This is a genomic window from Kitasatospora sp. NPDC094019, from assembly GCF_044764505.1.
GTDB lineage: Bacteria > Actinomycetota > Actinomycetes > Streptomycetales > Streptomycetaceae > Kitasatospora.
Window position 1 is genome coordinate 259,863 of record NZ_JBIWIF010000001.1, and the last position, 12,860, is coordinate 272,722.

General features: G+C 71.7%; 15 protein-coding genes. 1 reads left to right on the forward strand and 14 read right to left on the reverse strand.

Features of this window, described 5'->3' with window-relative positions; all coding sequences use genetic code 11:
* Position 1: 1 nt before the first annotated feature.
* The 5 genes from ACIQ9P_RS01230 to ACIQ9P_RS01250 form a co-directional block, all read right to left on the reverse strand.
* The gene (locus ACIQ9P_RS01230; RefSeq protein ID WP_402347750.1) at positions 2-313 is read right to left on the reverse strand and encodes a hypothetical protein; all 312 of its coding nucleotides are present in this window, start codon (positions 311-313) and stop codon (positions 2-4) included.
* 8 nt (positions 314-321) lie between these two features.
* Positions 322-597, reverse strand: a complete 276-nt coding sequence (locus ACIQ9P_RS01235; RefSeq protein ID WP_402347753.1) for a hypothetical protein — start codon at positions 595-597, stop codon at positions 322-324.
* 228 nt (positions 598-825) lie between these two features.
* Entirely contained in the window at positions 826-1,056 is a 231-nt protein-coding gene (locus tag ACIQ9P_RS01240; RefSeq protein WP_402347756.1) for a type II toxin-antitoxin system VapB family antitoxin, read from the reverse strand.
* A gap of 75 nt (positions 1,057-1,131) precedes the next feature.
* Entirely contained in the window at positions 1,132-1,452 is a 321-nt protein-coding gene (locus ACIQ9P_RS01245) for a DMT family transporter (protein WP_402347758.1), read from the reverse strand.
* Positions 1,453-1,457: 5 nt separating this feature from the next.
* Entirely contained in the window at positions 1,458-2,126 is a 669-nt protein-coding gene (locus tag ACIQ9P_RS01250; RefSeq protein WP_402347761.1) for an FMN-dependent NADH-azoreductase, read from the reverse strand.
* A 145-nt stretch (positions 2,127-2,271) separates the two neighbouring features.
* On the opposite strand from ACIQ9P_RS01250, the gene ACIQ9P_RS01255 reads away from it, so the two are divergent.
* On the forward strand, positions 2,272-2,919 hold the full coding sequence (locus ACIQ9P_RS01255; RefSeq protein ID WP_402347764.1) for a TetR/AcrR family transcriptional regulator: 648 nt from the start codon (positions 2,272-2,274) through the stop codon (positions 2,917-2,919).
* Between the two features lie 6 nt (positions 2,920-2,925).
* Here ACIQ9P_RS01255 and ACIQ9P_RS01260 read toward each other — a convergent pair whose 3' ends face one another.
* From ACIQ9P_RS01260 to ACIQ9P_RS01300, 9 genes are all read right to left on the reverse strand, one after another.
* Complete coding sequence (locus tag ACIQ9P_RS01260; protein WP_402347767.1) at positions 2,926-3,678, reverse strand: ricin-type beta-trefoil lectin domain protein; 753 nt, start codon at positions 3,676-3,678, stop codon at positions 2,926-2,928.
* A gap of 42 nt (positions 3,679-3,720) precedes the next feature.
* Positions 3,721-4,476, reverse strand: coding sequence for a ricin-type beta-trefoil lectin domain protein (locus ACIQ9P_RS01265; protein ID WP_402347770.1), 756 nt, complete (start codon positions 4,474-4,476; stop codon positions 3,721-3,723).
* A 42-nt stretch (positions 4,477-4,518) separates the two neighbouring features.
* Positions 4,519-5,277: a ricin-type beta-trefoil lectin domain protein gene (locus ACIQ9P_RS01270; RefSeq protein ID WP_402347772.1), complete on the reverse strand. Its 759-nt coding sequence runs from the start codon at positions 5,275-5,277 to the stop codon at positions 4,519-4,521.
* A 41-nt stretch (positions 5,278-5,318) separates the two neighbouring features.
* A complete protein-coding gene (locus ACIQ9P_RS01275) occupies positions 5,319-6,065 on the reverse strand; it encodes a ricin-type beta-trefoil lectin domain protein (RefSeq protein ID WP_402347774.1) in 747 nt (248 codons plus the stop codon).
* Positions 6,066-6,109: 44 nt separating this feature from the next.
* Positions 6,110-6,835: a ricin-type beta-trefoil lectin domain protein gene (locus ACIQ9P_RS01280; RefSeq protein WP_402347777.1), complete on the reverse strand. Its 726-nt coding sequence runs from the start codon at positions 6,833-6,835 to the stop codon at positions 6,110-6,112.
* Between the two features lie 258 nt (positions 6,836-7,093).
* Complete coding sequence (locus ACIQ9P_RS01285) at positions 7,094-7,825, reverse strand: ricin-type beta-trefoil lectin domain protein (protein ID WP_402347780.1); 732 nt, start codon at positions 7,823-7,825, stop codon at positions 7,094-7,096.
* 204 nt (positions 7,826-8,029) lie between these two features.
* On the reverse strand, positions 8,030-9,706 hold the full coding sequence (locus ACIQ9P_RS01290) for a DEAD/DEAH box helicase (RefSeq protein WP_402347783.1): 1,677 nt from the start codon (positions 9,704-9,706) through the stop codon (positions 8,030-8,032).
* A 157-nt stretch (positions 9,707-9,863) separates the two neighbouring features.
* On the reverse strand, positions 9,864-10,070 hold the full coding sequence (locus ACIQ9P_RS01295; RefSeq protein ID WP_030312377.1) for a cold-shock protein: 207 nt from the start codon (positions 10,068-10,070) through the stop codon (positions 9,864-9,866).
* Positions 10,071-10,370: 300 nt separating this feature from the next.
* A complete protein-coding gene (locus ACIQ9P_RS01300) occupies positions 10,371-12,560 on the reverse strand; it encodes an MMPL family transporter (protein ID WP_402347786.1) in 2,190 nt (729 codons plus the stop codon).
* Positions 12,561-12,860: the final 300 nt, after the last annotated feature.

Here is a 12,860-nt window from a genome sequence, read left to right on the forward strand (position 1 = left end):
TTCACGACACCTTCCGGTGCTGGTACTCCGCCACCGCCGCGGTGATCACGCTGAGTGGGACGACGGCCTCCTGGTCGGCGACCGCCGCCTCGATCCACTCCCTCATGATCGCGGTCGGCTTGATTCCCCGGAGGCCCGCCCTCCGCCGGACCTCGTCCATCACGGGCTTCGGCAGCCGCAGCGAGGTCGTGATCATCACCGACTCCACCGGCACAGGTTCGGCCGGTTCGGCTGCCATGATCTCTTCCTCGGTCAGCTCGTGCGTCTCGTAGTACTCGGCCAGTGCTTCGACATCCGCGCCGTTGTCAGTCATGTGCCACCTCAACTCGTCCGCTTGAGGAACAAGCGCCGCTCGGAGCCGGTCATGTCCCGCGCTGTGGCGCAGTACCAGCTCGACCTCGCCGCCGTGCTCACCACCAGCACCACCAACAGATGGCGCCCGGCATCCGTAACGCCGAGGCAGAGCGTCGTCCCCTCGCGTCCCGAGGAGAACCACCTCGGCCGGGTGAACACGACCTGCTCCACCTCGTCGGGAGTCACACCGTGCCTGGCAATGTGCTCCTCGGACCGGTCGGTCCAGTAGATCTCAGTTTGCACGACAGAGAGCGTGTTGCAAACGCATTGCGATGAGCCAATCATCTTCACCCGATCGAGGGGTGCTCGTAATAGCACTCGACCGGCGCGCGGAAGGCTCCGCGCGCCGGTCGATCGCTCACCCGCACCGCAACCCGCACCCCTGGGCAGCATCGCTCGAGCGGGCCAGGTCAACGGCGCCCCAGGATGCTCTGCCCTCGGCCTGAACGGGAACCGCGTCGAGCAGCCGGATCACTGTGCGCCCTTCGCCGCCCGGTGCAGGCGCTCGGCGTCCTCCATTGCCCCCCGGCGGCGGGCCCGTTCGAAGTGGCGGCCGATGGACGCCGTGCGCTCCTGCTGCTCGACATGGAACCGGAGCGCCGGATCCACCGCCTCCTTCTTGGTCCGGGCCCCTGCCCGTGTCATGACGCGTTCCAGCGCCTCTTCGTCGATTTCGTCGATGTCGATCTGCGTCACGGACATCCCGCGCCTCCGGCGGCCGATGTGTCGGCGATGGCCACGCCGACGTATTCCACCCACACCCCCGGCGGACAGCCCTCAGCCGGCCGCCCCCAGGTGCACCGTGACCAGGCCGGCCGTGATCAGGCCGAGGCCGGCGAAGGTGGTCGGGGACGGGACCTCGTGGCGGAGGGCGAGGCCCGTCAGGACGGTGCCGACGGTGCCGATGCCGGTGAAGACGGCGTAGCCGGTGCCGACCGGGAGGTCCCGCATCGCGCGGGAGAGCAGGAACACCGCGGCCAGCATGAGCGCGAGGCAGAGGAGGCTCTGCGGGAGACGGGTGAAACCCCGGGTCGGTTCGATCGACTGCGCCCAGGCGACCTCCACCACCCCCGCGAGCAGCAGCCAGAGCCACGGCACGGCGCTCAGTCCTCCCTCGGGACGCGGTAGCCGACCAGCTTGGTGCCGAGTTCACCGGCCCGGTACAGCGCGTCGGCCAAGGACTCCCGGTGCTGGCCGAGCCGCCCGGCCAGGGCCGGGTCGACCAGGGAGTTGACGAGTTCGGCGGCGATCACCTCGGCGTCCTCGACCGCGTAGTGGCCGCGGAAGAAGTCGGTCAGGTAGCGGCCGTTGTGGTCGTAGGGCGCGCGCGGGGTGCCCGGGCCGTAGGCGCCGCCGCGGGCCGCGACCACCACGAACTTGCGCGGCGTGAGCACCATCCTCGGGAAGGTGACCTGGTCGATCCACGCCTTGAGCACGGACGGGATGCCGAAGTTGTACATCGGCGCGCCGACCAGGACGGCGTCGGCGGCGACGAGTTCGTCGAGCAGCGGCCGGACCACGGCCCAGGCTTCGCGCTCCTGTTCGGTGCGGACCGCTTCGGAGTAGCGGGCGATCTCGGTGATCTCCTCGCGCTGGAGGGTGTCGCAGATCGTGGTCCAGCCCTCGCGGATCGGCGGGACCGGGTCGGCGGCGAGGTCGCGGTGGGTGACCTCGCCGCCGCCGGCCCGCCAGGCGTCGGCGAAGGCGGCGCCGAGGCGGCGGGTGAAGGAGTCGGTGCGCGCGCTGCTGTCGAGGTGCAGGAGGTGGGACACGGTGAACCCCTGGAACGGTCTGGGCGGGACGATGCCGCCGAAATAAGCGGACACAACGTCCACTTGCCGACGGCTCCAACGATAAAGGGAAGCGGACAGTGTGTCCACTTCCCTTGGGCGTGCCTTCGCTCTACCGTTGCTCCCCATGACCACCGAGCCGACCGAGCCGACCGCGCTCCCCCTGGCCGACGGCCCGCCGCCCCGCGAACGGGCCGACGCCGCCCGCAACCGGGCCAAGGTGCTGGCCGCCGCCGAGCGGCTGTTCGCCTCGGGCGACCCAGCCGCCGTCACCATGGACGACATCGCCCGGGCCGCCGGCATCGGCCGCGGCACGCTCTACCGCCGCTACCCCGACCGCGCCTCGATCGCCCGCGCCCTGCTCGACGAGCACGAGCGCGCCCTCCAGGAGCGGCTGCTGCGCGGCACGCCCCCGCTCGGCCCGGGCGACCCGGCCGCCGGGGAGACCCCCGCCCCCGCCGACCGGCTGGCCGCCTTCTACGCCGCGATGGTCGAGCTGCTGGAGACCCACGTCCACCTGGTGCTCGGCGCCGAGACCGGCGAGGCCCGCTACCGGACCGGCGCCCACGCGTTCTGGCGGCTGCACGTGACCCACCTGGTGCGCGAGGCCGGCCGGCCGGACCCGGAGGTCCTGGCCGACCAGCTGCTCGCCCCGCTCGCCCCGGAGCTGTTCCGCCACCAGCGCGCGGCCGGCGTCACCCCGGAGCGGATCACGGCCGGCCTCGCCGCCCTGGCCCACGGTGTGCTGGGCCGGAGCACCGCGGACGGGGGCTGAGCGGAATCAGACGGGCAGGTGCCAGACCTGGTTGGCGTAGCCGTTGCAGTCCCAGATGACGATCGAGCTGCCGTTGGTGGTGGAGTACGCGAAGTCGTCCAGGCACCGGCCGGACATCGGGTTGAACAGCGAACCGTCCGCCCGGGCCTGCCACTTCTGGGCGCCGCCGCCGTTGCAGTCGTAGAGCTGCACCGGGGTGCCGATGTCGGTCACGCCGCCCCGCACGTCCAGGCACTTGCCGAGGGTGCGGACGGTGCCGTCGGCGAGCACCTTCCAGGTCTGGGCGGTGTTGCCCCCGCAGTCCCACATCTGCACCGGCGTGCTGTTGGCGGTGCTGCCGTCCTTCACGGTGACGCACTTGTTCCCGTAGCCGGTGATCCGACCGAACGGCCCGGCCGGGGGCGTGGGCCCGAACACGACGCTCACCCGCCAGGGATTCCACCCGGCGAGGCACTGAGCCGTGCTGGTGGTACTACCAGTGGCCAGGGACGTCGAAGCAGGCGAGTAGAGCATCTCCTCGAGGTTCCAGTCATACCGTATACAGGTACCCGCGATGACCCAGGTCTGCATCGGGTCGATCCCCGAACAGCTGGCGGAGAAGCCCCCGGGGACGGTGGAGACGGAGCAGTTGTCGGCGGCCGAGCCGGCGGCAGGTGCCCCTGCGGCCGAGCCGCTCCCGGCGGCGTTGGCGGCGGGCGCGGTCAGCGCCGCGGCCCCGGCGAGCAGGGCGGTGGCGAACAGGGCGGCGATTCGACGCACGGTGAAACTCCCAAGAGGTAGTGAGGGCAGGGGAACGACGCGTCAGACGGGCAGGTGCCAGACCTGGTTGGCGGCGCCGTTGCAGTCCCAGATGACGATCGAGCTGCCGTTGGTGGTGGAGTACGCGAAGTCGTCCAGGCACCGGCCGGACATCGGGTTGAACAGCGAACCGTCCGCCCGGGCCCGCCACTGCTGGGCGCCACCGCCGTTGCAGTCGTAGAGCTGCACCGGGGTGCCCATGTCGGTCACACCGCCCCGCACGTCCAGGCACTTGCCGAGGGTGCGGAGGGTGCCGTCGGCGGCGACCTTCCAGGTCTGGGTGGTGCTGCCCACGCAGTCCCACATCTGCACCGGCGTGCCATTGGCGGTGCTGTCCTTCACGGTGACGCACTTGTTCCCGTAGCCGGTGATCCGACCGAACGGCCCGGCCGGGGGCGTGGGCCCGAAGACGACCTTGGCGGCGGCCACCGTCCCGCCGTAGATGCAGGACGCGAAGATGGTGCCGTCACCGCTCCCCGGCGACGCGACCCAGAGCGGCTCGATGTCGGGGAAGCCGTTCACGATCTCCTGGCAGTAGCCCGAAACGGTCCAGGTCTGCTGCGGGTCGAGCCCTGAACAGGTCCCGGTGACGGACGTACCCCGGTAGGCGAGCGAGCAGTTCTCGGCGGGCGAGGCAGCGGCGACCGGCGCGGGCGGCGCGGCCTGCGGACCGCTCCCGACGGCATTGGCGGCCGGAGCGGTCAGCGCGGCGGCCCCGGCCAGCAGGGCGGTGGCGAACAGGGCGGCGATTCGACGCACGAGGGAACTCCCAAGAAGTGGTGAGGTCAGGGGAACGACGCGTCAGACGGGCAGGTGCCAGACCTGGTTGGCGGCGCCGTTGCAGTCCCAGATACCGAGCTGGTTGCCGTTCGTGGTGGAGAAGCCCAGGTCGTCCAGGCAGCGGCCGGACTGCGGGTTGAGCAGCGAACCGTCGGGCCGGGCCTGCCACTGCTGGGCCCCGGTGCCGTTGCAGTCGTAGATCTGCACCAGGGTGCCCTGGCCGGTCCGGCCGCCCTGCACGTCCAGGCACTTGCCGAGGGCCCGGATCGTCCCGTCCGCCGCCACCTTCCACTGCTGGCCGGCGGCGCCGGTGCAGTCCCAGATCTGGACCGGGGTGCTGTTGCCGTTGGTGCCGCCGCGCACGTCCACGCACTTGTCCGCGTACCCGGTGATCCGGCCGGTCGGACCGGCCGGGGGCGTGGGGCCGAACACGATCTGGACGAACGCCACCGTCCCGCCCATGACACAGGACGCGCCGACCGTACCGTCACCGACGGCAGTCGGACCGAAGAGCGGCTTCGTGACCGGGAAGCCGTTCTCCCATGCCTGGCACCAGCCGCCGACGCTCCAGGTCTGGTTCGGGTCGAGGCCGGTACAGGTCCCGGTGGCACCGTAGACCAAGCCGGTGATGGAACAGTTCTGCGCGGCCGTGGCGTTCGCGACCGGTGCGGGCGGGGTGGCCTGCGGGGCGGTGCTCGCAGCGGCGTGGGCGGCGGGCGCGGTGAGCGCGGCGGCGCCCGCGAGCAGGGCGGTGGCGAACAGGGCGGCGATTCGACGCACGGGGAAACTCCCAGAGGTAGTGAGGTCAGGGGAACGACGCGTCAGACCGGCAGGTGCCAGACCTGGTTGGCGGCGCCGTTGCAGTCCCAGATGCCGAGCTGGTTGCCGTTCGTGGTCGAGTACCCCAGGTCGTCCAGGCAGCGGCCGGACTGCGGGTTGAGCAGCGAGCCGTCGGGCCGGGCCTGCCACTGCTGGGCGCCGCTGCCGTTGCAGTCGTAGATCTGCACCAGGGTGGCGTTGCCGGTGTTGCCGCCCTGGACGTCCAGGCACTTGCCCAGCGCCCGGACGGTGCCGTCGGTGCCGACCTTCCAGGTCTGGGCGGCGTTGCCGAGGCAGTCCCAGATCTGCACGGGGGTGTTGTTGCCGTTGGTGCCGCCGCGCACGTCCACGCACTTGTCGGCGTAGCCGCTGATCCGGCCGACCGGGCCGGCCGGGACGGCGGGGCCGGAGACGATCCAGCCGGAGAGCGGCATCGCGGTGCCGAAGCAGGTCGCGGTGGCGCGGGTGTTGCCGGTGACCCAGCTGCCGTTGGCCGCCGAGTACACGGGGATCCCGTTGGTGCCGATGGTCTGGCAGGTGCCCGCGACCCGCCAGGTCTGCATCGGGTCGATGTCCGTACAGGTGCCGAGGAAGCCGAGGCCGGCCCGGGTGACGGTACAGCTGCCGGCGGTCAAGGCTGCGGGGGCGGCGCTCGGGGCGTTCTCGGCGGCACCGGCGGCGGCGGGCGCGGTGAGCGCGGCAGCGGCGGCGAGCAGGGCGGTGGCGAACACGGAGGTGGTACGGCGCACGGGGAAGCTCCTGGGAGGTCGCGGGGGTGGGGGGACGACGCGTGTCAGGCGGGGACGTGCCAGACCTGGTTGGCGGCGCCGTTGCAGTCCCAGATGCCGAGCTGGTTGCCGTTCTCCGTGGAGAAGCCCAGGTCGTCGAGGCAGCGGCCGGAGACCGGGTTGAGGATCGAGCCGTCCGCGCGGACCTGCCACTGCTGGGCCCCGGTCCCGTTGCAGGTGTACAGCTGGACCTTGGTGCCGTTGCCCGTGGCCGCGCCAGTGACGTCCAGGCACTTGTTGAAGGCGCGGACGGTGCCGTCCACGGCGATCTTCCACTGCTGGGCGTTGGTGCCGTTGCAGTCGTAGATCTGCACCGGCGTGCGGTCGGCGCTGCTGGCCCCCTTCACGTCCACGCACTTGTCGGCGTAGCCGGTGATCGGACCGACCGGACCGGCGGGCTGGGTGGGGAGGCGGCCGGCGTAGACGATGTGCGGGAAGCTCAGGGTGTCGTTGATCCCGCAGGGGGCGACCGAGGTGCCGTCGCCGAACACCAGGCCGCCGATGGCGGTGCGGTAGAACGGCACGGTGTGGTCGGCGTTCCAGGACTGGCAGGTGGCGGCGACGTACCAGCCCTGGAGCGGGTCGCTGCCGTTGCAGACGCCGTAGGCGTTCCAGGCGCCGGTGTAGGCGTAACAGTTCCCCGCGGCCGGGGCGGCGGTGGCGGGCGAGGCGAGCAGGGCGGCTCCGCCCAGCAGGGCTGCGGTGCCGAGGAGTGCGGCGGTACGACGCATCGGGAGGTCCTTCCGAAGACGATGAACCGGTCAACCCGCGGTCCGGGAACCGTGATGACGGTGTACCGGTTGTGCGGGCCGCGTGAAGCCTCGGGGGAATGTGTGCCCACGGTCAATAACAGGGGGAGATGATCACGCCAACGGTCCGTCCACGGACGGGCAGCGGTACGAACGGACGCGCGGAAGCGACGGCAGGCCGGGGCCCCGGACGATCCGTCCGGAAACGACCGGCCTACCGCCGCGCACCCGCGGAGGGGGTCAGGCGGGGACGTGCCAGACCTGGTTCTCCAGGCCGTTGCAGTCCCAGATGCCGAGCTGGTTGCCGTCGGTGCTGGAGAAGCCCAGGTTGTCCAGGCAGCGACCGGAGGACGGGTTGAGGATCGAACCGTCCGCCCGCACCTTCCACTGCTGCGCCCCGGTGCGGTTGCAGGTGTACAGCTGGGCGAAGGTGCCGTTCGCCGTCCCGGCCGCGGCGACGTCCAGGCACTTGCCGAGGGCGCGGATCGTGCCGTCCTCGGAGATCCTCCACTGCTGGGCGGCGGTGCCGTTGCAGGCGAAGATCTGCACCGGGGTCCGGTCGGCGGTGCTGCCGTTCCGCACGTCCACGCACTTGCCCGCGTAGCCGCTGATCGGCCCGACCGGGCCGTTGGGGACGAGCTCCCCGTAGTGGATGAAGGGGTTCACGACGTCCTCGGTGAGCGCGCACGGGGCGTACGCGGTGCCGTCGCCGGTCATCAGGCGGCTGGACGTCCCCCGGACGGTCCGCTCGGTGTGCGAGGGGTTCCAGTACTCGCAGGTGGCGAGCACGGCCCAGGTCTGCCGCGGATCGATCCCGGAACAGGTGCCCGCGGCGCTGTAGAGCGAGGGGGCGAAGTAAGCCTGGCAGCCGGCCGCGGCCGGAGCCGCGGTGGCCCCGGTGGCGGGTGCGGAGAGCGAGGCGGCGGCGCCGAGAACGGCGGCGGCGGTCAGCAGGACGGAGGTACGGCGCATCGGAGGTCCTTCCGGAGCTGAGGGCGTGGACGGCCAACTCGGCGTCGGGGCAACGGCATTGACATGGACGCGAGCGGGCCGCCGCCCACGCTCCGGCACCGGCCGACCGCCGTCAAGCACGCCTCCCGCAGCCGCCCCGTGGACGAACGCGAACGGCCCGGCCCCCCGTGGAGGGGAGCCGGGCCGTTCGGGAGCCGGGTGGGGTCAGTCGCTCTTGCGGCGCTGGCGGCCGGTGCCGTAGTTGGAGCCGGACTTGGAGCCGCTGCCGGGCGCCGGGCGGCCGGCGGAACGGCCGATGAAGCCGGCCGCCTGGCGCGACGCGCCGCCGCCCTGGCCGCCGCCCGCGGCGCCGGTGCGCTGCTTGGGCCGGGGCCGGCGCGGGTTGCCGTTCATGTCGACGTCGGTCGGCAGCCCGGAGCGCTTGCCGGAGCGTCGGCGCGGGGAGGAGTTCTTCCCGGCGCCCTCGCCACCGCCCTGGGCCGGCGGCGTCGCCGGGGCGGGCACGGCCACGGTGACCGGCACGCCGCTCGGGGTGCGGGCGCCGGTGATCCGGCTGAGCTCGACGTCGCCCGGGCGGATCTTCGTGGTGGTGGGACGGATCCCGGCCACGGTCAGCAGCCGGCTGACCTCGCGCCGCTGGTCCGGCAGGACGAGCGTGACCACGGTGCCGGACTCGCCGGCCCGGGCGGTGCGGCCGCCGCGGTGCAGGTAGTCCTTGTGGTCGATCGGCGGGTCGACGTTGACGACCAGGTCGAGACCGTCGATGTGGATGCCGCGGGCGGCGACGTTGGTGGCGATCAGCGCCGTCACCAGGCCGTCGCGGAACTGGTCGAGCACCCGGTTGCGCTGCGGCTGGGACTTGCCGCCGTGCAGGGCGGCGGCCTTCACGCCGTTGGCCAGCAGCTGCTTGGCGAGCCGGTCCGCGCCGTGCTTGGTGTGCACGAACATGATCACGCGCCCCTCGCGGGAGGCGATGTGGGCGGTGGTGGACGCCTTGTCCGCCGGCTCCAGCTGGAGCAGGTGGTGGTCCATGGTGGTGACCGCGCCGGCCGAGGGGTCCACCGAGTGGGTCACCGGGTCGGTCAGGAAGCGCTTGACCAGCCGGTCGACGTTGCGGTCCAGGGTGGCGGAGAAGAGCATCCGCTGCCCGCCCTCGGCGACCTGCTCCAGCAGCTTGGTGACCTGCGGCAGGAAGCCCATGTCGGCCATCTGGTCGGCCTCGTCGAGCACGGTGATCGCGACGTCGGAGAGGTTGACGTCGCCGCGACCGATCAGGTCGTCCAGTCGGCCGGGGGTGGCGACCAGGACCTCGGCGCCGCGGCGCACCGCGTTGGCCTGCCGGGTGATCGACATGCCGCCGACGACGGTGGCGATCCGCAGGTTGACGGCGGTGGCGTACGGGGTGAGGGCCTCGGTGACCTGCTGGGCCAGCTCACGGGTGGGCGTCAGCACCAGCGCCAGCGGGTGGCGGGCGTCGGCCCGGCGACCGGCGGTGCGCGCCAGTACCGACAGGCCGAAGGCGAGGGTCTTGCCGGAGCCGGTGCGGCCCCGGCCGAGCACGTCGCGCCCGGCGATCGAGTCGGGGAGGGTCGCTGCCTGGATCGGGAACGGCTCGGTGACACCCTCACGGGTCAGCGTGCTCAGCAGGGCCTTGGGCAGGTCCAGCTCGGCGAAGCTCGCCACCGGCGGACGGGCCGGGGTGCCCTCGACCACGGTGAAGTCGGCGGGCTCGGCGGCCCGGGGGGCGCTCCGGCGCGGCGGCCGGGAGGAGGCACCGGTGCGCGGGGCACCCGTACGCGGGGCGCCGCCGGTGCGGGGGGCGCCGGTGCGGGGCTTGCGGGAACGACCGCCGTCGCGGTGCGGCTGGGCAGGGGTGGTCACGGGATCTCCGTCCGTAGCGTGACAGCCCCGGGTGAGGGGCTGGTTCGGCCGTAGGAAAGGAGTTCGCCGCCCCGGCCGTTCGGCGGCATGAACGAGGGCCCGCACCGTGCGGTGCGGGCCCTCGCTACGCGAAATCGCGCGTCAGCGGAGGCTGACGTCAGCCGATGACGCGGATGTTCTCGGCCTGCGGGCCCTTCTGGCCCTGCGTGACGTCGAACTCGACCTTCTGGCCCTCGAGCAGCTCACGGAAACCCTGAGCGGCGATGTTCGAGTAGTGGGCGAACACGTCCGGGCCGCCAGTCTCCTGCTCGATGAAGCCGAAGCCCTTTTCGCTGTTGAACCACTTCACGGTGCCGGTAGCCATAACCGTCTCCTCTAACTGGGGCATCGGAGCCCACACCTCGTGGACCCCAAGTAGCCGCGATCCCCATCCGGAGGCTGAAACACCGGACAAAACAAATGCGCCTGTTGGTTGGAACCAGCAGGCGCACACATACGTTCATGGGAACCAAAACTGCAACTGCTTCGACTCTAGCACGTCCGCACCCCGATTGACCGGGGAGTTTCTGCCGCACAGATCACGTTTGCCGGATCCGCGGAACGGGCAGACGGCGCCCGCCATGAGGCGGGCGCCGTCCGTGTCGCTACCGGTCGGAACGGGCGGTCAGCGCCGTCCCGCCGACTCCGGCAGACCGTGGGCGCTGGGCGCGCCCGCCGGCGGCACGGCCGCGTCGCCGTGGCCCGGAGTGACGTCGCCACCGTGGCCCGGCCACCAGGCGGCCTTGCCGACCAGCGCGGTGAGCGCCGGGGTGAAGAACATCGCCATCACGAAGGCCGCCAGCGCGATGCCGAAGGCCATGCCGAAGCCGAACTCCAGCATGAAGATGTTGCCCGCGAGCATGAAGGTCGCGAACGACACCGCCAGGATGAAGCCGGCCGCCGCGACGGTCGGGCCGCCGTGGCGCACCGCCTCGCGGGCCGCCTCGCGCGGGCTGCGGCCCGCCCGGGCCTCCTCGCGCAGACGGGCGATGATCAGGATGTTGTAGTCGGTACCGATCGCGACCACGAAGAGGTAGATCAGGATCGGCAGCATGAACATCATGCCGTGCTCGCCCTTGATGTTCTGGAACAGCAGGGTCGAGGAGCCGAGGGTCGCGGTGAAGCCGAGGCCCACCGAGGCCATCAGGTACCAGGGGGCGACCACGCTGCGCAGCTGGAGGGCCAGGATCAGCAGGATCAGCAGACCCGCGATCGGGAACACCAGCTTGTAGTCGTGGGACATCGCCAGGTTGATGTCCTTGTAGATCGCGGTGATACCGCCGACCTTGGCGTCGGTACCGGACGGCGCCTGGGCGTGGGCGACCTCGCGCAGCTCGGTGACGGTGTCGATCGCGTCGTTGCTGGACGGCTCGTGCTTGAGCAGCACGGTGAAGTCCGCCGTCGCGCCGTCCTTGCTGAGCTGCGGCGTCGCGGGCGCGTCGGAGACGCCGGGGACGGCGCCGAGCTTGGCGGCGTAGCCGGCGAACGCGCCCTGGTCGAGCTTCGCGCCGCCGTCCGCCGTCAGGTAGACGTGGGTCGGGTCCGCGGCACCGGCGGAGAAGCCGTTGACCAGCTTGTCCTGGACGACCATCGACTCCGCGGTCTTGGGCATGGAGCTGCCGGCGAGGTCGAAGGTGCCGTTGTAACCGAGGGCGCCGGCGGTCAGGGCCAGCAGCACACCGCCGGAGGCGACGGCCACCAGGGCCGGCTTCCGCTCGACCACGCGGCCGAGCGCGGCGAACCGGGCGTCGCTCGGCTCGCGCATCCACTTCTTGCCGGGCCAGAACACCCCGCGGGCCGGGATGACCGTGAGCACGGCCGGGGCCAGGGTGAGCGAGGCGAAGGCGGTGACGACGACCGCGATGGCCAGCGCCGGGCCGAGCGCCTTGAACATGCCGAGGCTGGAGAGGATCAGCACCGCGAAGGCGACGGTGACCGCACCGGCCGCGGAGGCGATCGCCTCGCCGACCCGGGAGACGGCGTTGACCACGGCTTCCTGCCGGGTGTCGCCCGCCCGCAGCCGCTCGCGGTAGCGGAAGGCGAGGAACAGGAAGTAGTCGGTGCCGACACCGAGCACGACGACGATGAGGATCGCCGACAGCACCGGGGTGGACTTCAGGTCGAACGCCTTGGTGGCGTAGGCGATCAGGCCGTTCGCGGTCGGCATGGCGATCATCAGCGAGAGCAGCACCGGCAGGAGGCCGGCCAGCACGCTGCGGAAGATCAGACCGACGATGATCGCGACCAGGACGACACTGCTGATGCCGATGACGGCGTCGGCCGCGCCGGAGGACTCCTGCTGGTCCAGCTGCTGGGCCGCCTGGCCGCCGAGCTGGTACTTCAGATCGGTGCCCTGGGCGAGCGCCTTGCCCTCGTCACGCACCTTCTTGGCGACCTCGCCGAACTTCTCCGAGTTCTGGGTGGTCTTGTCGATGGCGATCGGCGCCAGCGCGTACTTGCCGTCCTTGGAGGTCGTCTGGTCGCTGACCGGGACGATCTGCTCGACGTGCTCGATCTTCTTGTCGGTCAGGCCCTGGACGATCTTGGCCACGGCGGCCTTGTCGGCGGCCGTCAGCGGAGCGCCGTCGTTGCGCTCGAACAGCGCGAGCGCGGAGGGCGTGAAGCTCGACGGGAACGCCTTCTCCTGCAACTGCGCGGCCTGGATGGACTCGTAGTGCTTCGGGAGGAACGCGGCCTCGTCGGTCTGGGCCGTGATCTTCGGGGCCGAAACGGCGATGGCGATCATCGCGACGACCCACGCCGCGATCACCCACCAGGCGCGACGGACGACAAAATGTCCTAGTCGGTGGAACATGCTCGTGATGCCTCCTGGGCATGGTTCACCGCAGCCCTTGGGGGACGGGACGTCGGGCGACGGATCGGATCGGCCCGACCCGTGCGGGGCACAGGTCTAGCCGGTCGGCAGGTAAGTACTCGGAGGGACTCATCCTACGGTCACTTGCTAGCCGACCGGCAAGCAGTTTTCCCCGTGACCCCGTTGCCGCAGTCCGACCCCCTCGGGGACGCCGCGAAGCGGCCCCGCACCATTTTCGCGTGCGGACGAGTGCTTTGACCTCGTACTCGGGGTGGAGACGACTCCCCCTCAGGGTGGAGC